17 protein-coding genes are annotated in these 19,944 nt (G+C 59.6%); 5 read left to right on the top strand and 12 right to left on the bottom strand.

All coding sequences use genetic code 11. From position 1 onward, the window contains the following. Positions 1–20 precede the first annotated feature (20 nt). From ACX3YD_RS26280 to ACX3YD_RS26255, 6 genes are all read right to left on the bottom strand, one after another. Complete coding sequence (locus ACX3YD_RS26280) at positions 21–977, bottom strand: hypothetical protein (RefSeq protein ID WP_458961423.1); 957 nt, start codon at positions 975–977, stop codon at positions 21–23. After that, positions 974–3,667: a toxin VasX gene (locus ACX3YD_RS26275; RefSeq protein ID WP_458961422.1), complete on the bottom strand. Its 2,694-nt coding sequence runs from the start codon at positions 3,665–3,667 to the stop codon at positions 974–976. The genes ACX3YD_RS26280 and ACX3YD_RS26275 overlap by 4 nt, the downstream gene beginning before the upstream one ends. Further along, positions 3,664–4,230 carry a DUF4123 domain-containing protein gene (locus ACX3YD_RS26270; protein ID WP_458961421.1) on the bottom strand — a complete coding sequence of 189 codons (567 nt, stop codon included), beginning with the start codon at positions 4,228–4,230 and terminating at the stop codon, positions 3,664–3,666. The genes ACX3YD_RS26275 and ACX3YD_RS26270 overlap by 4 nt, the downstream gene beginning before the upstream one ends. Beyond that, positions 4,227–6,245 carry a type VI secretion system tip protein TssI/VgrG gene (gene tssI / locus ACX3YD_RS26265; protein WP_458961420.1) on the bottom strand — a complete coding sequence of 673 codons (2,019 nt, stop codon included), beginning with the start codon at positions 6,243–6,245 and terminating at the stop codon, positions 4,227–4,229. The genes ACX3YD_RS26270 and tssI overlap by 4 nt, the downstream gene beginning before the upstream one ends. Positions 6,246–6,460: 215 nt before the next feature. Further along, positions 6,461–7,246, bottom strand: a complete 786-nt coding sequence (locus tag ACX3YD_RS26260; RefSeq protein WP_047527475.1) for a sulfite exporter TauE/SafE family protein — start codon at positions 7,244–7,246, stop codon at positions 6,461–6,463. A gap of 133 nt (positions 7,247–7,379) precedes the next feature. Continuing rightward, positions 7,380–8,129, bottom strand: a complete 750-nt coding sequence (locus ACX3YD_RS26255) for a hypothetical protein (protein ID WP_458961419.1) — start codon at positions 8,127–8,129, stop codon at positions 7,380–7,382. A 201-nt stretch (positions 8,130–8,330) separates the two neighbouring features. Here ACX3YD_RS26255 and ACX3YD_RS26250 point away from each other — a divergent pair, with 201 nt between their 5' ends. Both ACX3YD_RS26250 and ACX3YD_RS26245 read left to right on the top strand, forming a co-directional pair. Then, on the top strand, positions 8,331–9,152 hold the full coding sequence (locus ACX3YD_RS26250) for an aldo/keto reductase (protein WP_458961418.1): 822 nt from the start codon (positions 8,331–8,333) through the stop codon (positions 9,150–9,152). Positions 9,153–9,181: 29 nt separating this feature from the next. Beyond that, positions 9,182–9,652, top strand: coding sequence for a DUF1810 domain-containing protein (locus ACX3YD_RS26245; protein ID WP_103406712.1), 471 nt, complete (start codon positions 9,182–9,184; stop codon positions 9,650–9,652). On the opposite strand, the gene ACX3YD_RS26240 is transcribed toward ACX3YD_RS26245, so the two are convergent. Next, the gene (locus ACX3YD_RS26240; RefSeq protein WP_458961417.1) at positions 9,617–11,977 is read right to left on the bottom strand and encodes a DNA polymerase II; all 2,361 of its coding nucleotides are present in this window, start codon (positions 11,975–11,977) and stop codon (positions 9,617–9,619) included. The two genes, ACX3YD_RS26245 and ACX3YD_RS26240, sit on opposite strands and share 36 nt — an antisense overlap. A 289-nt stretch (positions 11,978–12,266) precedes the next feature. Here ACX3YD_RS26240 and ACX3YD_RS26235 point away from each other — a divergent pair, with 289 nt between their 5' ends. Continuing rightward, positions 12,267–12,707, top strand: a complete 441-nt coding sequence (locus tag ACX3YD_RS26235; RefSeq protein ID WP_047527469.1) for a CBS domain-containing protein — start codon at positions 12,267–12,269, stop codon at positions 12,705–12,707. A 65-nt stretch (positions 12,708–12,772) separates the two neighbouring features. Here ACX3YD_RS26235 and ACX3YD_RS26230 read toward each other — a convergent pair whose 3' ends face one another. Genes ACX3YD_RS26230 through ACX3YD_RS26220 form a run of 3 tightly spaced genes read right to left on the bottom strand, consistent with a single transcriptional unit; the run spans position 12,773 to position 15,279 of the window. Continuing rightward, on the bottom strand, positions 12,773–13,396 hold the full coding sequence (locus ACX3YD_RS26230; protein ID WP_130211004.1) for a glutathione S-transferase: 624 nt from the start codon (positions 13,394–13,396) through the stop codon (positions 12,773–12,775). 18 nt (positions 13,397–13,414) lie between these two features. Continuing rightward, entirely contained in the window at positions 13,415–14,191 is a 777-nt protein-coding gene (locus ACX3YD_RS26225; protein ID WP_458961416.1) for a hypothetical protein, read from the bottom strand. Beyond that, complete coding sequence (locus ACX3YD_RS26220) at positions 14,188–15,279, bottom strand: DUF1615 domain-containing protein (protein ID WP_458961415.1); 1,092 nt, start codon at positions 15,277–15,279, stop codon at positions 14,188–14,190. Before ACX3YD_RS26220 ends, ACX3YD_RS26225 begins: the two co-directional genes overlap by 4 nt. A 156-nt stretch (positions 15,280–15,435) precedes the next feature. Here ACX3YD_RS26220 and ACX3YD_RS26215 point away from each other — a divergent pair, with 156 nt between their 5' ends. Next, positions 15,436–16,965 carry an FAD-dependent oxidoreductase gene (locus ACX3YD_RS26215; RefSeq protein ID WP_458961414.1) on the top strand — a complete coding sequence of 510 codons (1,530 nt, stop codon included), beginning with the start codon at positions 15,436–15,438 and terminating at the stop codon, positions 16,963–16,965. 41 nt (positions 16,966–17,006) lie between these two features. On the opposite strand, the gene hemB is transcribed toward ACX3YD_RS26215, so the two are convergent. Beyond that, positions 17,007–17,981, bottom strand: coding sequence for a porphobilinogen synthase (gene hemB, locus ACX3YD_RS26210; RefSeq protein WP_458961413.1), 975 nt, complete (start codon positions 17,979–17,981; stop codon positions 17,007–17,009). 187 nt (positions 17,982–18,168) lie between these two features. After that, entirely contained in the window at positions 18,169–18,879 is a 711-nt protein-coding gene (locus ACX3YD_RS26205; protein WP_103406720.1) for a glutathione binding-like protein, read from the bottom strand. Between the two features lie 356 nt (positions 18,880–19,235). Here ACX3YD_RS26205 and ACX3YD_RS26200 point away from each other — a divergent pair, with 356 nt between their 5' ends. Continuing rightward, positions 19,236–19,910 carry a histidine phosphatase family protein gene (locus ACX3YD_RS26200; RefSeq protein ID WP_458961412.1) on the top strand — a complete coding sequence of 225 codons (675 nt, stop codon included), beginning with the start codon at positions 19,236–19,238 and terminating at the stop codon, positions 19,908–19,910. The last annotated feature ends 34 nt before the right edge of the window (positions 19,911–19,944 follow it).

Below are 19,944 nucleotides of genomic sequence, written 5' to 3'. Positions count from 1 at the left end.
CCCTTTTACTTGGGGATGACTCAACCAAGGCTCGATATGCCAACGACGAGCTCTCGTTCCAGGTCGACCAGGCGTGTGGTACATCCGTTGGCTTTCAGTCGATCAGTGACAAGTTTGGGCCAGAGATTTCTGGAGCGGCGTTTGGCAACGCTGTAGGTGAGTTCCTGGATTCGAAAACAGGGGTAAAGAAGAAATGTACACACAGCCATCACTACATCAGTGCCACCCAAGTAGTTATTTCCAGCATTTTCGTCCCTGGTCTTTTTGATGCCATCGAGGGTGTCCTTGAACCAGCCGCTCATATTGGGCTTCACGTCCAACTGGCTTTTTACAAAAGCATCCGACTCACTGTGATTTCCCTGCTCATCGAAATATGGGCCGTTGTTCATATACGAGCGGATGTACTCCCAAAAGCCTTTTTGCATCTCCAGGCTTTTACCAAAGGGTGCACCGAGGCTGACCATGAGCGCTGTTTGCGGTTCTTCAAATTTCCACACCCGAATTTCCAGCGAAGCGCTTTGCATGCCACCGATATGGGTGCCGACGAGTTGAAATTCGTTGGCTACAGCTGAGATGCCATCCCATGGGGTGTGGAACAGTTCGCCGTCGTGATCGAAATACACTTCGCGGGTGCGGCGGTTGAACAGGATGGGCAGCGGTAACGGACGCATGGTTTCCCATAAAAATGCGGCCATGCAGGGAGGGATACATATCCAAAGCATGATAAGTAACCCGTCCGGTTCACCACTCTGTAAGAAACTGAAAAGTCCGAGCCCTATCGAAGGAATCGCTCCCATCCCCCCCACAACTCCTGACCACAATCCCCGACCCGAATCACCTCCTGATTGCAACGCCAAATAATGCTCGGTGTGCTCATCGGTAATAAACAGCTCCATTGGCTGTTCGCCCGTGGGCTTTCCGGCTTCCAGAAATACCGTGGACGGATTAGTGCTTCCTGGTTGTTCCAGTTTGTTCATATCCATGCTCTTTCCACGATGGTAACTGCTGGCAGCGTCAGACCTTCTTGTGGGGAATAGATCAACTCACCCTCGATACGCCTCAAGTCTCGTACTCCATCTTCGTGGTACACACGGCGATAAGGGGTAATGCCTTTTGAAACGGGAATGCGACTTCCGCTATGTCGAGCAAAGTCTTTGCCTGTCCATTCGACCTTTTTGATCTTGTCAGGATGGTAGCCAATGGTATCGCCCCAGACTTCAATGCCCTTGAAGTGAATCATCCCCTCGGTCAGCGATACATCTTCCCCGGGCAGTTTCAACATCAGATAGGTGGAAGTGACTTGGCCCTGATAAGGGTGCATTTCCGACAATCGCCAAGCTTCAAAACTGATGGGGAAAAGAATGGGGTAGAGCCTATCCATGGACAGGCTGTAGCTGCTTGACCAGGCGTCGTCCGGGCGGATGCCGAAACGACCGCGTTTTACCCACTGCTCCAAGGGTGAGTCTGTTGTGTAGAGCCGGGCGATAACACCCGCGACAATCACTACGGTGAGGCCCAGTATTTTTATGCCTGCATGCGGCACAACGTCCATTCCCGCTGAAATGGCTGAAGCCTCGCCTAGCAATACAGCCACCTGAGCGGCAAGGTAAGCCCGAAAGAGCTTTACATAGAGCACAACGCTGGACACTTCGGCGCCGACGATTGCCAGATTCGTAACCATGGAATCAAAGTCGCCCGCCTGATACGCCTCAAATGCTTCCATGCCATAGACAATGGCATCAAGGCTGAGAACAACTGCCTGCGCTACTGCAACGGCCGCTGCAACGCCCAGCGCTCTAACAAGAAGTAGCCTCGCGGGTACTGAAGCCTTCCCGCTCTGGCTAACAGACGAAGCCCAATTAACCTCTGCCACTCGCTGAGCGACGGCAGCAACGGCTGCACCAGTGCCAAGTCCTGCTCCGACCGCTACCAAGCCACTCTTGGTCGCCTTATTATCAGTAAACGCATTCCCAGCCCAAACAAAATTCCCCCCCGCCACCAACGTCACCAAAACCTTGATCGGCGCCTTACTCAGCGCCCCTTTCAAATCAAACACACTGCTGAGATCCGCCCCCGCTGCGAGATTCACCGGCAGCGGCGGTAGTCTTGTACTGACCGGCACCAGATGCATGAACGGGATACCCGCAGCCACGCCGCTGGCCAACGAGGCGAGGTTCAAATGAGCGGGCGGGGTATGGCGAGTGCCCATCAGATCGCTGTACCACTCACCCAGTTGGCGCGACGTGACGCTCAATGTCTGGATGCGCTGATCGCTGCGGGCCAGCGCCGCCGCCATGTACAGTGGACCGGCGTTGCCGGTGGCATTGTCCGTCTGGTGCAGTTGCAGAGCGGCGACGGGGGCGACGGCCAGGAACAGTGCTTCAATACTGGCTGCCGGATTGTGCTGCTTGAGTTTGTCGGCGGCTTTGTTCAGCCCATCAGCATGAGCAAAGGCCCTGGCCAGTCTGTCGGCGCCCTCTTGCACCGCTGCCTTGTTGTCGCGCGCCAGATCGCTGAAATCCACAAGGTATTTGATTTCGCCAATGCCCAATCGTGACGTTAGCCCGAGCAACGCCCAAAGCAGCCATGGCTTGCCGGCGCTGTCGCCTTGCAGGCTTAGGGTGATGGCCTCAGCCCCGATACTGGTATTCGCCGGCCCCAGGCAGGCCGCGGCGAAATGCAGCTCCAAGGCTTCACGGGCAATCCCCTGGGTAATGTCGAAATGGCCGCAAGCCGTGTCCATGCTCGATGGGCCGCTCACTCGCTGAGTGTTGAACCACGCCACCCAAAATTGAGCCAGGCGCCGCATGTCGGCGGTGTATCGCTCGTTCTGCGCCTCTTGATCCTTCCATGTTCGCTGGAGTTCGTCGTAGCGGGTGATGGAAGGCAGTTGTGCATGCAACTGATGGTCGCTTTCGCTCAGGGACTTGAGAACACCGGCCAGCGCCCAATCGTCGGCGTGATGCTCCTGATGGCTGTCGAATGCGGTCTTGCGGGCACGGATCAGCGCGGCGAGGTCGAGCAGCACGCCCCACGCATCATCAATCATCGCGAAGGTCTGTTGTTCGCACGCGTTCATCTGCCGTTGCATTTTCAGCCAATCAGGTGCGTGCTCCGTTTCGGGTTGGGCGCTCCAACCGTAGCGTGTGGCATTGGCGTACTCGCCAATTTGCCGGGCGACGGTTTCGACCGGACCGCTGAACGGTGCCACGCCTGGGACAACACTGCGCATGATGCGCTGACGCACGGCGGCATCGGTCCTGGCTGCGACGTATTGCGGCTCGCTCCAACGCACGGGGGACCACACCAGCCCGGCAGGGTCACCGGCCCGAAGCAGCAAATGCGGTTTGACCCGGGTGTCGATGACTTTGCCCGCGCGCGGGGTTTGCGTGAGCAAAGCATTTTCGACTTGATACTCCACCAGTCGGGATGGCCTGCTTTCCCAGACGTAGAGCCAGCCGTCACGCAGCAAACGAGAGGTGTAGTTGAGGGGATGTTCCGTCAGGTCGGGATGGCGCGGCCCAAGCTCGGGGAACTGCCCATTCAGCGCAGGCAAACCATAAGCATCCGTAGTAACAGCCATTGTCGGGCCAACGGCGTAACGCAGGGGCAGAACGGCAGCGAGCAGCGGGCAAGTGCCAAAGCGGTTATTGTCGCGGGCGCTCATCGGTTTGTCTCCGGATGGGCTGGCAGACTGAGCGCCAGCAGCAGTGACTCAGACAGGGTTATTTGCGCGACCAGCCCTTTGGGCTGTGGCGCCAAATCGTGTTCCGGATGCCGGTTTTCCCAAGCGCAGACAGCCCCGTTGCCGTGTCGTAACCAGACGCTTTCGACGCCGCACCAAAAACCTTTCGGCCATTGCGCACCTGCCAGCCAGGCCCGGGTCAATGCCGGGCCATCCGCCAGACGCAACCAGAATTCCTGTCGCTGCTCATCAAAAATCCGTATCCGGCGTCGCAGCATCGGAAGCAATTGCTGAGCGTTTTTTTGCGAAGCGAGCCACACGCCATGCTGCAGATCGGCACCGCTCCACCATGCGTTATGCGCTGCACTGCCGAGTGAAGCGTTAAGCAAAAAAGGCCCGGTGGCGCTAATCGGCGCGTAAGCGGTGCCGTTGAACAGCGACTGGGGATGGTCCGCGCCGTAGTGCTCGTGCAGCCAACTCATCGCGTCCGCATAACGGCCTCCGTCGAGCAGGAGTAGCCCTTTGTGCGAGTTATCCGGGTTCATGCCTCAGCCCTCCGGGCGGCATCGCATATAGGACAAATGCCGGTATCGGCCTCGCGAAAAACGATGGCTTGTTTGAGCAGGGCTTCCATCGGAATTGGTTCAACAACCACATCTTCGGCAGCCGCCGACAACGCGGCCTGCGCCGCCACACCCGCCATCGGCACACCGCCCTCGACAATGGCCACACTGCTGAAGATCCCGCCCGAATGGATCACGAGGTGATGGCCGCCGGCCGACAGCGTCAGGCTCGCCTCGGCATCGATCACCACCTGGCTGGCGGTGACCCGCGCCTGTGGACCGGCCTGGATCACCCAGGTGCCTTCAACCGTGGTACTGCTGTTGCTGCCGACGTTGAGCAGGTCGTGGGTGCCGATGACGGTGCTGCGCATCCCGTCGGTGGTGTGCCGTTCATCCGCCTTGATCAGGCTGGTGCTGTTGGCGTCAACCTGCTCGACGCGGTTGCGGCGGATCAGGCTGTGGCTGTCATTGAGGATCAGTTGCTCGACATCGCGCTCGGCCCGCAGGTAGATTTTTTCCTGACCGGCGCGGTCTTCGATCATCAGTTCGTTGTACCCACCGGTGTGCGGCGAACTGTGGCTGCGCAGCACGGTTCGGGTCTTGTGCTCGGGCAAGGGATAAGGCGCGGACATGACCTTGTTGGCCACGCAGCCGGTGATCAGCGGTTGATCCGGATCGCCCTCCAGAAAAGTCACCACGACTTCCATGCCGATGCGCGGCAGGGTCACCGAACCGAAGTTTTCCCCGGCCCAACTCGATGAAACGCGGATCCAGCAGCTGCTGCGTTCACTGTTGAATTCGGCACGATCCCACGGGAACTCGCACTTCACCCGGCCGAACTCATCGCAGTAGATTTCTTCGTGTTCAGGCCCGGTCACCCGCGCCGTCTGGCTGACCAATGGAGCGCGGCGCGGCGGCAGCGGTGGACGGAAAACCACCTGCGCGGGGATCACGCGGAACGTGTTGCGGTAGCCTTGGGTGAAACCGTCGACGGCCTTGACGTCAGGGGTGACCGCCTCTTCGAGCACATTGGGTTGTCGGCCATCGTGGGAAACACTGAGCAACAGCCACAAGTCGTTGCACTTTTCCCGGGGGTGGTCCGTCAGGTCGAACAGATGGCCGCAACGCAGGTGTGGCTGATCGCTCTCACCCTCGCCCAGTTCATAGTCGCTGCGATGCCGCTCCAGCGCCTGACGGGCAAGGTGGTCGCCGCGCTTTTCGTTCCCCAGCAACAACGGGTAGCGATAATCCTCCAGTTCCGGGGTGGATTCGGCGCTGAAACGGCTTTCGAGCAACAGGCTCGGGCGTTTCAGGTCGTAGTCACGCCGGGTGACGGTACTGGTGCGCGTGCCGGTACGCACGCTGAAGCGGCTGACCACCGGATGCTCGGCCACCATGCCGCAGTCCTGCTGATAAGGCGTGGCCCCGAGTTTGGGCAGGAACACCTGATCATCGGTGAACACCAGCAAATGACCGTCCGCCGAGTGCTGGTGATGCCAGGCGATGCCGTCCTCGGTGCACAGGCGCTGGAGGAACGTAAAATTGTCCTCCCCGTATTGAGTGCAATACTCGCGCGACGCGCTGGTGCTGACATGGAAGGCAAAGGCATCGGCCTGAATGCCATGGCCCTTGAGCACCTGGGTGATGATCTGCGGCACGTTCATGCCCTGAAAAATCCGCTGGTCGTGACTGAACTGCAAATAGTGCAGCGCCGGTACCAGGGTCAGGTGATAGCGAGTCAGGCGTTTACCCGACTCGCCCATCAGCACATCTTCGATATGCCCATGTATGCCTTCGCCATCAAGGCCGAATTGCAGAAACGCGGGTTGGCCGAGCAAGCTTTCCAGATCGAAGTCCGGGTACTCGCTGACCAGTTCAATGTGGAGGCTGTAAAGCGTGCTGATGGCTTCAGTGCCCTTGAAGGCCAGCACCTTGAAGTCGTGACGGATAGCAGGAATCTGCAACACGAAATGCGCTGCATTGGCCGACCGGAACATACGCTTATCCTTAAGCAAAGGAGGAAAAGAGCGCGATGTCCAAACCGTCCCTGGTTCGTGCTCGCGAAAACTGGCGGGCACACTAGCAAGGCAAAAAAAAGATGAATGTAGGAAGCGTCTTTAAAGCCGGAAGGAAGCTTCCTTTACGAAAACCAGCTATTCAGTAGAAACGAAATAGCCCCTGACCATCAGGGGCTTTTTGTCGGTGCGGCATTTTAGAACACCAGTTTGTAACCGATCAGCACCAGCATCGTCGCCAGGCAAGGACGCAGCACTTCATCGGAGATGCGACCAGTCAGATGGCTGCCCAGGTAAATCCCCGGCAGCGAACCCACCAGCAAGTAACCCAGTACATGCCAGTCCATGTTGCCCATGCTCGCATGGCCAAGACCGGCGACCAGGGTCAGTGGCACGGCGTGAGCGATTTCCGTGCCGACCAGGCGGCGGGTCGGCAGCAGCGGATAGAGAATGAACAGCGCCACGGTGCCCAGCGCGCCAGCGCCGATGGAGGTCAGCGCGACCATGGTGCCGAGCACCAGGCCGGTAACGACCGTCAGGACATTCAACCGCGTACCGCTGGGGTTGTAGTTGCCGCCGGCACGCTTGTGGGCGAAATCGAGCAGGCGCTTCTTGAACAGGATCGCCAGCGCCGTGGCGAACAGGACAAAACCCAACGCCTGCTTGATGATGGCGTTCATCGCCTCGGGGGCGCTGTGCAGACTGCTGAGGAACCACAGGGTCAACGCCACTGCCGGCACACTGCCCAGCGTCAACCAGCCGGTGATGGCCCAGTCAATGTTGTCGTTCTTTTTGTGAACCAGCACGCCGCTGGATTTGGTGATGGCCGCGTACAGCAAGTCGGTGCCCACCGCCGTTGCCGGGTTGATGCCGAACCACAGCAAAATGGGCGTCATCAACGACCCGCCGCCCACGCCGGTCATGCCGACGATGAAGCCGACGACCAGCCCGGCTACGACCAACCCGATATTCACTAAATCCATCGATACGTCCACAAAGACTGCAAGGGAAATCTGGCCCGCAGCATAGCGATTTTTCTTATAACCACTTATATCGATGCGATCTATCTTTATTCCCTATATGCACTATCACCCTTGTTGGAGAGTCACCGCCGATCTATTGCACCGGCAGGAAATTCAGGAACAACAGGCTCTGGGCGTAATTGAGGCCGATGCGCCGGTAGCGCTCGTCCAGCATCTGCGTCAACAAATCCAGGCGCGCGACTATTTTGCCGAACTCCACGGCAAAACTCAGGTTGCTGCCCTCTTCCGAGATTTCGTTGGAAAACAGCATGGGTTCGCCGTTTTTGTTTTGCCGCTGACTCAGGATCCAGGTCGCAATCTCGATGTTGCGTGCAGCGTTGCTGACGAATGTCGGGTTGATAGCGTCCGTCATGTAGAACTCCAGGCGATTACCGTGGGCGGTGACCAGCATGCTGCCGACGGCATAGATGAACGCACCGACCCGGTCGCCCAGAAATTTCGGACTCATGGCAAACCGTAGCGCCGCGAGGTCCTTTTTACCGCCAAGCGTTGGCAGCGGCTGCTGCTGTTCGATGGCCATGCGCACTTGCTTGCCGGCGATGCGTGCGTCAAGGAAGCCGGATTTTTTCAGCTCGTCGGGGTTGCGCAGGTACAGCTTGCTCATCAGCAGATAGAGGCTGTCGAGGTTGTCGCGCATGGTCAGGGTGGCCATGCGGTCGACACTGGTTTGCAGAAATTCCTGGGGTTTGCCTTCGCGCAATTGAGTCCAGAGGTCGTTGCCGTCCTGGTGGCTGCATCCACTGACAAGGAACGTCGACAGGCCAACCAGCATCAGGCAATGGCGGCGGATTGAGGGGGTACGGAAAGGTAACGCTCGAGCCATGGGTTCTTGAACTTGGGCATGGGCCGGCAGAGGGGATCGCCGCAGGCTGCCCAAAAGTAGAGCCATTGATTTCGCAAAAGTGCAGTCATGCCGTCACCAATCGATCACCGGCAAGTTGCGATCTTTTGATCTAAGCGCGGAACCCGAAAGCTATGCTGAGTGCCAATAGCAATATGGCTTGGGTGTTTACAGGAGATTTGCATGCGTACTCTCGAATTGGCCGGCGTCAGCGTACCGGTCATCGGCCAGGGCACCTGGCAAATGGGCGAGGACCACTCCCGGCACACCGAGGAGGTCGCGGCGTTGCGCCTGGGGATCGAGTTGGGCATGACCCTGATCGACACCGCTGAAATGTACGCCGAGGGTGGCGCCGAGAAAGTGGTGGGCGAAGCCATCGCCGGCCGGCGCGACGAGGTGTTTCTGGTCAGCAAGGTCTACCCGCACAACGCCAGCCGCCAAGGCATTCCCCAGGCCTGCGAACGCAGTCTGCGGCGCCTGAACACCGACCATATCGATCTGTACCTGCTGCATTGGCGCGGCCAGTACCCTCTGGAGGAAACGGTCGAGGCCTTCGAGAGACTGCGCGCGGCGGGCAAGATCGTTCGCTGGGGCGTGTCCAACTTCGACGTCGATGATTTGCAGGAACTGGCCGCGCCGGCCTGCGCCACCAATCAAGTGCTCTATAACCTGGAAGGGCGCGGCATAGAATTTGATTTACTGCCCTGGTGTCAGCAGCGCAGGATGCCGGTCATGGCCTACTGCCCCATTGGCCAGGGCGGGAGCATGCTGGGCAACACCACCCTCCGGCAAGTGGCCGCCCGTCACGATGCCACGCCTGCCCAAGTGGCGCTGGCATGGCTTTTGCGCCAGGACGGGGTGATTGCCATCCCCAAGGCGGTACGGCCCGAGCATGTGCGACTCAACGCACGCGCGGCGCAGTTAGTGCTTGAACCTGGGGATCTGAAGGCGCTGGACCAAGCGTTTCGAGCGCCACAACGCAAACAGCGGTTGGCCATGGTCTGAGCCATCGCAGTCTGTCAGAGGACTTGCGCATGAGAAGCACCGATCGGCTGGACACCTTTAACCTGCAGCGCTTCATTCAGGCGCAGGACCCGGTGTTCGACCGGGCTCAGGCCGAATTGAATGCCGGCCGCAAGCGTAGCCACTGGATGTGGTTCATCTTTCCGCAGTTTGCCGGGCTGGGTGGCAGCGACATGTCCAAACGCTTCGCGATCGGTTCGCGCGAAGAAGCCCGAGCCTATCTCGAGCACCCATTGCTGGGCGCGCGGCTGCGCACGTGCACCCAAGAGGTGCTGAACATCCAGCAGCGCTCGGTGAGGGACATCTTCGGCCATCCCGATGACCTGAAATTTCATTCGTCGATGACGCTGTTCGCCCAGGTCGCACCTGATGACAGCCTGTTCCATCAAGCCCTGAATCAATACTTCCACGGCATTCTGGATGACTGGACGTTGTCGCTGATGGACTCAAAACAGGCCCAGTTGCCCACCAATCAGGGTTGAAAAATCGTCGTCGACGAACGGCAGGATCGCGTCGGCCACAGGCTGCAATTGCTTGCTGACGTAATGCTCGTAATCGATGGGCGCGCTGCGGATTTCCAGTGGTTCAGGGCCGGCGACGGTCATCACGTAACTGATCCAGCCACCGTTCTGGTACTGGCGTGGACGCCCCTGCCGGTCGTTGTAGTCATCGGCGATACGCGCTGCCCGCACATGCGGCGGCACGTTACGTTGATAATCATCGAGGGTGCGGCGCAGGCGCTTGCGGTAGATCAAGCGCTCATCGAACGCTCCGGCCAGGGTCTTGCGCACATAGTCGCGCACGTAATCCTGATAGGGCTTGCGATTGAAGATGCGCAGGTACAGCTCCTGCTGGAACTGGCGGGCCAGCGGCGACCAGTCGGTGCGCACGGTTTCCAGGCCTTTGTAGACCATCTCGTCGGTGCCATCGGCGCGCGTCACCAACCCCGCATAACGCTTCTTGCTGCCCTCCTCCGCACCGCGAATGGTCGGCATCAGGAACCGCTTGTAGTGGGTTTCGAACTGCAGTTCGAGCGCGCTCTCCAGGCCATATGCCTGCCGCACATGCTCGCGCCACCACTGGTTGACGTGATCCACCAGCGCTTCGCCGATCTGTGCCGCTTCCTGTTGGCCGTGGGCACGGCGCAGCCAGACGAAGGTGGAATCGGTATCACCGTAAATCACCGTATGGCCCTGGTCTTCGATCAACTGACGGGTGCGCAGCATGATCTCGTGCCCGCGCAGGGTGATGGACGACGCCAGGCGTGTATCAAAAAACCGGCAACCGCTGGAACCGAGCACCCCGTAGAAGGCGTTCATGATGATCTTCAGTGCCTGGGACAGCGGCGCGTTGTGCTCGCGCTTGGCGGTTTCCCGGCCTTCGGCGACCCGGGCCACGATGGCGGGCAGGCAATGCCGGGTTCTGGAAAAACGTGCCCCCCGGAAACCGGGCACCGACTCGCTGTCCTCGGGATGCTTGAGCCCTTCGATCAAGCCCACCGGGTCGATGAGGAACGTGCGGATGATCGAGGGGTAAAGGCTTTTGTAGTCGAACACCAGCACCGACTCGTACAGGCCCGGTTGCGAGTCCATGACAAACCCGCCGGGGCTGGCTTGCGGCGGGCGCCCACCGAGGTTTGGCGCGACGAAGCCCTGGCGGTGCATCAACGGCATGTAGAGGTGGGTGAACGCCGCCACTGAGCCGCCCATGCGATCCACCGGCAACCCGGTGACACTGGCCCGTTCCAGTAAAAAGGTCAGCAGTTGGGTGTGGGCGAAAATTCGGGTGACCAACTCGCAGTCCTTGAGGTTGTACCTGGCCAGGGCCGGTTTGTCCTCGGCGAACATGCGATTGATTTCGTCCATGCGCTGGTAGGGGTTGTCGATCGACTTGCCCTCGCCCAGCAAGGTTTGCGCGACGTTTTCCAGACTGAACGACGGAAAACTCCAAGTCGCCGAACGCAGCGCCTCGATGCCGTCGATGATCAGCCGGCCGGCAGCGGAAGCAAAATAATGGTTGCCGTTGCCGTGTTCACGCCACTGCATCTCTTCGCCGCCACGCCCCAGCTTCAGCGGCACGCCCAGTTGCCTGGCGTGTTTATGCAACACCCGCAGATCGAACTGCACGACGTTCCAGCCAATGATCGCGTCGGGATCGTGCCGGGCGAACCAGTCATTGAGCTTTTTCAGCAACAGGGTGCGCGAGTCGCAGTATTCGAGCTCGAAATCCACCTCGCCGGGTTCGCCATTGGGCGGGCCGAGCATGTACACCTGCCGCTCGCCGCAGCCCTCCAGGGCGATGGAGTACAACTCGCCCTGGGCAGTGGTTTCGATGTCCAGGGACGCCAGCTTGAGGCTTGGCCGGTAGTGCGGATCGGGTTTCATCTGTGCGTCGAACAACAGGCCCTCGCCATCCGGCGTACCGCCAAAGCGCACAGGGGCGGTGATGAACCGCTCCATCATGTAGCGTTCCGGCGGGCGTACGTCAGCTTCATACACTTCAACCCCGGCCCTGCGCAGGGCCGTTTCCAGGCGCATCAATTGCCCGTGCTGCGAGCAATACAACCCGAGCACCGGACGGTGCTCGAAATCCCGCAAGGCCAATTCCCGCAGTTCGACATTTTTTTCGTCGTGCAGCAGTGCCTCGGCCTGCTCGCGCTGGCTGGCCGGAATAAACGCCACCGATGGCTGATGAGGCAGGCGAATGCGCCGGGGACCGCTGTCGGTCGCCAGCCAGAACTCGACTTGCGTACCGGTCGGTGTATCGCGCCAATGCCGGGTCAGGACAAAGCCCTGCGGTAAATCCACCACTGAAAACCTCAACATTGATTCAGGGTGGTGATTCTACGCCACCACGGACCTGTGGGAGTGAGCTTGCTCGCGATGGCGGCCTGACATTCAACATGGATGTCGACTGATTTGACCTCATCGCGGGCAAGCCCGCTCCCACAGGTATTTTGCCGGGCAGGAATCCGGGGATTACCGAAGAAAAACCACCAAATGACGTTTTTTGCCGTTTATCTGCCGCTTTCTCTCTTGCCCTGCGCGCCGGCGTCTACGATTCTTCAATAACAACGACAACACCCGAGAAACCGCCATGAAAACCGTCGCGCAACTACTCAAGTTGAAAGATCAGAAGAATCAGGAAGTGCACCAGATCAAACCTGGTCATATGGTGCTGGAAGCGCTGATGAAGATGGCAGAGAAAAACGTCGGCGCCTTGCTGGTGGTGGAGAATGATGAAGTGCTGGGCATCATCAGTGAGCGTGACTACGCGCGTAAACTGGTGCTGCACGGGCGCTCTTCGGTGGGTACGCCGGTACGCGACATCATGGTTTCACCGGTGATTACCGTGGACACCCATCAAACCGTCGATACCTGCCTGGGCATCATGTCCGACAAACGCCTGCGCCACTTGCCGGTGGTGGAGGACGGCAAACTGATCGGTTTGCTGTCGATTGGCGACCTGGTCAAGGAGGCCATCGCGGAACAGGCGGAACTGATTCGTCAGCTGGAACAGTACATTCGCGGGGAATAACTCAAACACACCACCCATCCCCTGCGGGAGCGAGCTTGCTCGCTCCCGCTTTTGTTTTGCAGTGCTCAGGCCGGCCAATGCCGGGCGAACACCGGCGCCAGCGTCGGGTGTCGGTCGATGCGTTCCAGCCAGGCGTAAAACCCCGGCCGGGCCGTGCGCAAATGTTCCCGGCTGCCTGACCATCGACTGACCACCGCCGCCAGCACATCCAGCGCTCCCGGTGTCTCGTCTCCCAGATACAGCTCGCCGGAAAACTGATCGGCAAACACCTCCCAACTCCAATGCAACCGTGCACGGGTGCCCGCCATCAGGTTTTGCCGAGACGATTCATCTGCCTCGGCCAACCAGCGCTCGGGGTAATCGATGATGCCGATGGCCGCATAGCAATTGCTGACGATGTACGCCAGACCACGGATGGCCTGATCACGATCGGCCGGGTTGTCCGGCAACAGATTCGACTCGGGAAACGTCAGCCCGAGGTGAATCAGGATCGCCGCGCTTTCGGTGAGGACGCTGCCGTCGGGCAATTGCAGGGTCGGAATCTGCTTGAGCGGGTTGAGCTTCTCCAACGCGAGGGCGGCCTGCGAAGACGACTCGACGTCAATGAAACGATAAGGGATCTCACACAGTTCCAGTGCCGCCTCGATGGCGGCTGCGCCCGAATTCTGATGACCGTAGAGCTGATACATAAACACCTCCTTGCGACGCTATCCAGTGTAGAAGCCGCTCTTGACCGCGCAGGAGCCATCCGACGACTGCATCATCACGCCCGCCAGGGGTATGCCGCTGGCCCTATCAATCCCGTCGATGTTCACCATCATGCCAATGAAGTTCTCATAAAAATTGCGCGGCGTAACATCTGCTCCATACCCACCCAATAAGACCCGGAGCACACCACCATGAAACGCCAGACTCTTCTCAGCATCGCTTTCTCGGTTTTTGCAGTAAACGCTTTCGCCGCTACCTCTGCTCAACCTGTCGTCGCCGAAGGCGGCTCGGATCGCTTGATTGAAAGTCGCGTGGCGGAAGGTGGCTCCGATCGCCTGATCCAGAATCGGGTGGCTGCTGATGGCTCCGACCGCCTGCAAGGCAACACCGTTGCTGCCGATGGCTCGGATCGCCTGCAAGGCAACACCGTTGCCGCCGATGGCTCGGATCGCCTGCAAGGCAACACCGTCGCCGCCGATGGCTCGGATCGCCTGCAAGGCAACACCGTTGCTGCCGATGGCTCGGATCGTCTGCAAGGCAATACCGTCGCCGCCGATGGCTCGGATCGTCTGCAAGGCAACACCGTTGCTGCCGATGGCTCGGATCGTCTGCAAGGCAACACCGTCGCTGCCGATGGTTCCGATCGTCTGAACAGCAACCACATCGCTTGAATGAATGGCTTTACCGCAGTCCTCGACAAAAAAACCGGCCTGATCAGTCGGTTTTTTTATGCCTGGGATAATGCGTAAAACCGCCTGCGATCGTTTGTTCTTCAACCCGCCCGCGCCATACAGCGTTGATAACGCTCATCAACCCGCTTGGCAAACCAGGCCGTGGTCAGTTTGCGAGTGATTTTCGGGCTCTGCAGGACAATTCCCGGCAACACTTGCCGAGGCAATGGCCGGCCTTCGGCACGGTCCGCCAGCGCGAAGACCCGCTGATACAACGAGCTGTTCTCGAACGCCAGGCTCTTGCCCTCTTCCAGTTGATCCCTGATCGTCGTATTGCGCATGCCCAGTTGCTTGCCGAGGCTGCGCACGGCCACTTCGGTGCTGCCGGGCATGATCGAACCGTAATTGACCAAATCGCCATCCAGCGCCAGCGCAATGCCCGAGGCACGGCTCACGGCGTTCTGGAACGCGGCATTGCGACTGGCATACCAACCGGCGTTGAAATCGGCGAAGCGATAGAGCGGTTGCGGGTAGTTCACCGGGTATCCGAGCAAATGGGCGATACCGAAGTACATGCCGCCGCGCCGAGTGAAGACTTCATGGCGGATCGACCCGTCCACCGGGTAGGGATAGGCCTTGGCATGCTGCTCGGCAAATTCGATGCTGACCTGCATCGGCCCGCCGGTGTGTACCGGGTTGAGGCCGCCAAACAGACTTTTCCCCATGGGCACCATGCCAATGAAGTCATCGAAAATCGCGCTCAGTTCTTTTTCGCTACGCGCCGCATTGAGGCGCTCGCTGTAACTTTTGCCATTGGGCGAGCGTACCTGCAGCGCCGCACTGACCAACAGGCCGGGGATGTGGGCCTTGGCCGCTCGGCGATCGATCTCGTCGCGAGCGATTTTGCCCAGGCCAGGCACACTCGGGTCTGCCTGAAAGGTCGACTCTTGCTCAGTGACAGCCAGCACCGAGCACAGGTTTTGCGTGGTCGTCTCGATGTTCTGCGCGGCAAACGCCGCCTGGATGTCCGTGGCCCAACCCTGGCGGTCGCCGGTTTTGGCCGGCAACAGTCGCATGATGTCGACCTTGACCTCGGCGGGTGTACGCGCCGGCGCCTGCTGCGTGCGTTGACTGCCGCAACCGGCCAGCACCAGCAATGCGACGATGCTCATGATCAATCGATGGGCTTGCATGCTGCTCCAGAAAATCCGTTATGCCGGGCTAACCATACGATCAATGGCCTGTCTGAGGCTATGACCTTGAGCAATGGCCTTCTCCGTTGGGCAGCCAGCCTGGCCGCCCGCCACGGCTGAACCATACTTGCTCCACACCGCGAGGAGGACAGGCTCATGCACCGAAGCGATGTGTTAATCATCGGCGCCGGCCCGACCGGGCTGGTACTGGCACTCTGGCTAAGCACACAGGGCGTCCGCGTGCGGATCGTCGACAAGACGTCGGCGCCCGGCACCACCTCGCGGGCGCTGGCCGTGCAGGCACGTACGCTGGAGCTGTACCGCCAACTCGACCTCAGTGCCAGTGTCGTGCAGAAGGGCCATTGCGTGGAGGCCGCCAATTTCTGGGTCAAGGGTGAACCCGTGGCACGCTTGCCGCTGACCCACATCGGCGAGGGCCTGACACCTTACGCCTTCCTCCAAATATTCCCCCAGGACGAACACGAACGGCTGCTGATCAAACGCCTCGAATCCTTTGGCATCACGGTGGAGCGCGACACCGAGCTTGAGGCTTTCGAGGAAACCGTTGACGGCATCAACGCCACGTTGCGTCTGCCCGATGGTCAGCAGGAAACCTGCCAGGCCTGTTACCTGGCCGGTTGCGACGGTGCCCGTTCAGTCGTGCGCAAGGCCCTGGACACCGGATTTCCCGGCGGGACCTACCAGCAGATTTTCTATGTGGCCGATGTGCAGGCCAGCGGCCCGACGTTCAACGGCGAACTGCACGTGGACCTCGATGAGGCGGACTTTCTCGCGGTGTTCCCACTGGCAGGAAGCGGTCGCGCACGCCTGATCGGCACCGTTCGCGATGAGCGCGCCGAGCGTGCTGAAACGCTGCGATTCGAAGACGTCAGCAGCCGGGCCATCGAGCATCTGAAGGTGCAGATCGAACAGGTGAACTGGTTTTCGACCTACCGCGTGCATCATCGGGTGGCCGATCACTTCCGCACCGGACGCGCATTCTTGTTGGGCGACGCCGCCCATGTGCACAGCCCCGCCGGTGGCCAGGGCATGAACACCGGGATTGGCGATGCCATCAACCTGGCCTGGAAACTCGCCGCCGTATTGAGCGGCGGCGCCGAGGCCAAACTGCTTGATACTTACGAAACCGAGCGCATTGCGTTCGCCCGAAAATTGGTGGCGACCACCGACCGGGTGTTCAGCTTCGTCACCGCTGAAGGCCCCATGGCCGACCTGCTGCGCACACGCCTGGCGCCCTTACTGATTCCGAAAATGGCCTCGTTCGAGAGATCCCGTGAATTCCTGTTTCGCACGGTGTCGCAGATCACCTTGAACTACCGCGGCATGCCTTTGAGCACAGGCGTCGCCGGGCAGGTCCATGGTGGCGACCGCCTGCCCTGGGCACACGACGGCGAGGGGGACAATTTCGAACCGCTCAAATGCCCGAACTGGCAGGTGCATGTGTATGGCGACACCAGCGACGAAATGATCGCCTGGTGCATCGAGCATCATTTGCCGCTGCATGTGTTCGACTGGCGGCCGGCGTTTGAAACGGCAGGCCTGGGGCGTAACGGGTTTTACCTGTTACGGCCGGATACCTATGTGGCGATTGCCGAAACCTGTTCGGATCCCAAGGTGATCGAGCGGTACTTCCGGGATCACGGGATCCGGCCGTTCATTGGTTGAACCCGAAACACTCCCGGCTCCTGCGGGGGGCCGGGTGAGTTTCAGATCCCGGCCAATGCCAGGTCCATCGCGAAGTACGTGAAGATCAGATCGGCCCCCGCCCGCTTGATCGCACCAAGACTCTCGCGCACCACGCGGTCTTCATCAATCGCCCCGGCTTGCGCGCCGAACTTGATCATCGCGTACTCGCCGCTCACTTGATACGCCGCCAGCGGCAAACGCGAAACCTCACGAATATCGCGAATGATGTCCAGGTACGCACCGGCCGGCTTGACCATCAGCGCGTCGGCGCCCTCCTGCTCGTCGAGCAGTGATTCGCGCACCGCTTCACGGCGATTCATCGGGTTCATTTGATAGCTTTTACGGTCGCCCTTGAGTGCGCTGCCGCCGGCTTCGCGGAACGGTCCGTACAGCGCCGAGGCGAATTTGGTCGAATAGGCCATGATCGCCGTCTGACTGAAACCGGCCTCGTCGAGTGCCCGGCGAATGGCCTGGACCTGACCGTCCATCGCTGCCGACGGTGCAATCACATCGGCACCGGCACGGGCCGCCGCCACGGCTTGTTTGCCGAGGTTGATCAGGGTCTGGTCGTTATCGACTTCGTGATTGTGCAGAACACCGCAGTGGCCGTGGTCGGTGTACTCACAGAAACAGGTGTCGGACATGACGATCATTTCCGGCACGGCGTCCTTGGCGATGCGCGACATGCGCGACACCAGACCGTCGTCGCGCCAGGTGTCGCTGCCGCTGCTGTCCAGGTGATGTGACACGCCAAAGGTCATCACCGACTTGATCCCGGCCCGGGCATAACGCTCGATCTCGCCGGCCAGTTTCGATTCGGGAATGCGCATCACACCGGGCATGCTTTTGATCGGTACAAAGTCATCGATCTCTTCTTCGACGAAAATCGGCAGCACCAGGTCGTTGAGGCTGAATTCGGTTTCCTGGAACAGACTGCGCAGGCTCGCATTGCGGCGCAGACGGCGTGGGCGAGCTTCGGGGAACTGACTGGACATGGGCATTCCTGGAAATCGGAGGGCAAGACGAAAGTCGTAAGGGGGCAAAGCTTATGCCCTGCGGGGTGCAGGGCACAAACACCCAACGCTCAAGAATGCGTTACTGCAATGGCAACAATCCTTGGGCAAACACCCGCCCCGCCCTGTGGGAGCGAACTTGCTCGCGCCTACAGGGGGATTGCGGAAATCAGTTGGCGATGGGTTTTGGAATTTCCAGCCCGCGCTTGACCGCCGGCCGCGCCAGGAATTTTTCCAGCACGCGGGTGACGTTGGGGAAGTTCTGGATGCCGACCAGATCGCCAGCCTCATAGAAACCGATCAGGTTGCGCACCCAGGGAAAGGTCGCGATATCGGCAATGGTGTAGCGCTCGCCCATGATCCAGTCACGACCTTCAAGGCGTTTGTCGAGGACGCCGAGCAGGCGTTTGCTTTCTTCGACATAGCGGTCACGGGGACGCTTGTCTTCGTAGTCCTTGCCGGCGAATTTATTGAAGAAGCCGAGTTGGCCGAACATCGGCCCGATGCCGCCCATCTGGAACATCAGCCACTGAATGGTCTCGTAGCGCGCAGCCCCTTCCCGGGCCAGCAATTGTCCACTCTTGTCAGCCAGATAAATCAGGATCGCACCTGACTCGAACAACGGCAACGGCTGGTCTTCGGGGCCGTTAGGATCGAGGATGGCCGGGATCTTGTTGTTGGGGCTTAACGACAGGAATTCGGGGGACATTTGATCGTTGGTGTCAAACCCGACGCGGTGCGGCTCGTAAGGCAAGCCGATCTCTTCGAGCATGATCGAAACCTTGACGCCGTTGGGGGTCGGCAAGGAGTACAGCTGAATCCACTCCGGGTACCGTGCAGGCCATTTTTGGGTGATGGGAAACGCAGACAAATCGGTCATGGGAAGGATCCACGAGAAAATTGAAAGTAGTGATATTAATGCAGGCGTTACGCTGTCGTTATCAATATCACTGATGTTGAAGATCAAGGAATTGCAGCCTTGGTCAGCCCCATAACCTGTACCGTATCCATAATTCAGCAACATCCTGTCGATAACCTTCGCTCCTGTCCGTTCACGGTTGCCGGTAGATTGCTGTGCACTCCGCCGGAATCGAACCAAATGGGCATCAACGGACTCTGAGCAATGCCCTTGTTGAAACGGACCGGCTCGACGACATGGAAAACACCCGACGCAGGAAATTCGTGGTGTAGAGGTTTGTCAGCCTTAACCGAATGCGCTGAAGAATCCTTTATTCCATGAAGAACTTTCTGAAACTCTCCCATCGCTTCAAACACCGCGCGTATCTATTCCTGCCCGCCCTGCTGGCGACCAGCGCGTTGTTTCTATCCCTGGAGTCTGGCGAAAGCCGTGCCCAACCGGCAGATGGTACCCAGACGCTGGTGTTCCTGCGTCATGCGGAAAAACCTGCCGGGGGCCTGGGCCAGCTCAATTGCCAGGGCTTGAACCGTGCGATCGAACTGGCCACCTTGCTTCCGGAAAAGTTCGGCAAGGCCAACTACGTGTTTGCCGCCAACCCGACGCGCAATGTCGAGGAAGGTGAATTGAACAATTCCTACAGCTACATCCGCCCATTGATGACCATCAGTCCCAGCGCGATCAAGCTCGGCTTGCCGGTCAACATCAATTTCTCGGCCAATGACACCAGCGACCTGGCCGATGAACTGCTCCAGGACAAGTATCACAACTCGGTCATCTACACCGCGTGGTCCCACGGCTACCTGCCGGAGTTGATCAACAAGGTCGCCGGGGAAGCGGTCGGCAAGAAACAGAAGATCACCGAAGATTGGGAGTCCAGCGACTATGACTCGCTCTTTGTGCTGACCCTGACCTGGCATAACGGCAAGGCCAGCCTGCAAAGCCACAGCTACAAGCAAGGGCTGGATAACGGGCCGCAGACCTGCCCGACCTGAGTTGAGCAGGGCCTGATCGGGCCTTTTGTGTACG

The organism is Pseudomonas fluorescens group sp. PF-1 (assembly GCF_054481335.1).
Note: the sequence above shows the minus strand (reverse complement) of the source record. Positions and strands in the feature narration are given on the sequence as shown.

Coding starts and splice junctions, on each gene's coding strand:
- ACX3YD_RS26280 (WP_458961423.1), bottom strand. CDS start 977: ATGAACAAACTGGAACAACCAGGAAGCACTAATCCGTCCACGGTATTT.
- ACX3YD_RS26275 (WP_458961422.1), bottom strand. CDS start 3,667: ATGAGCGCCCGCGACAATAACCGCTTTGGCACTTGCCCGCTGCTCGCT.
- ACX3YD_RS26270 (WP_458961421.1), bottom strand. CDS start 4,230: ATGAACCCGGATAACTCGCACAAAGGGCTACTCCTGCTCGACGGAGGC.
- tssI (WP_458961420.1), bottom strand. CDS start 6,245: ATGTTCCGGTCGGCCAATGCAGCGCATTTCGTGTTGCAGATTCCTGCT.
- ACX3YD_RS26260 (WP_047527475.1), bottom strand. CDS start 7,246: ATGGATTTAGTGAATATCGGGTTGGTCGTAGCCGGGCTGGTCGTCGGC.
- ACX3YD_RS26255 (WP_458961419.1), bottom strand. CDS start 8,129: ATGGCTCGAGCGTTACCTTTCCGTACCCCCTCAATCCGCCGCCATTGC.
- ACX3YD_RS26250 (WP_458961418.1), top strand. CDS start 8,331: ATGCGTACTCTCGAATTGGCCGGCGTCAGCGTACCGGTCATCGGCCAG.
- ACX3YD_RS26245 (WP_103406712.1), top strand. CDS start 9,182: ATGAGAAGCACCGATCGGCTGGACACCTTTAACCTGCAGCGCTTCATT.
- ACX3YD_RS26235 (WP_047527469.1), top strand. CDS start 12,267: ATGAAAACCGTCGCGCAACTACTCAAGTTGAAAGATCAGAAGAATCAG.
- ACX3YD_RS26230 (WP_130211004.1), bottom strand. CDS start 13,396: ATGTATCAGCTCTACGGTCATCAGAATTCGGGCGCAGCCGCCATCGAG.
- ACX3YD_RS26220 (WP_458961415.1), bottom strand. CDS start 15,279: ATGCAAGCCCATCGATTGATCATGAGCATCGTCGCATTGCTGGTGCTG.
- ACX3YD_RS26215 (WP_458961414.1), top strand. CDS start 15,436: ATGCACCGAAGCGATGTGTTAATCATCGGCGCCGGCCCGACCGGGCTG.
- hemB (WP_458961413.1), bottom strand. CDS start 17,981: ATGTCCAGTCAGTTCCCCGAAGCTCGCCCACGCCGTCTGCGCCGCAAT.
- ACX3YD_RS26205 (WP_103406720.1), bottom strand. CDS start 18,879: ATGACCGATTTGTCTGCGTTTCCCATCACCCAAAAATGGCCTGCACGG.
- ACX3YD_RS26200 (WP_458961412.1), top strand. CDS start 19,236: ATGAAGAACTTTCTGAAACTCTCCCATCGCTTCAAACACCGCGCGTAT.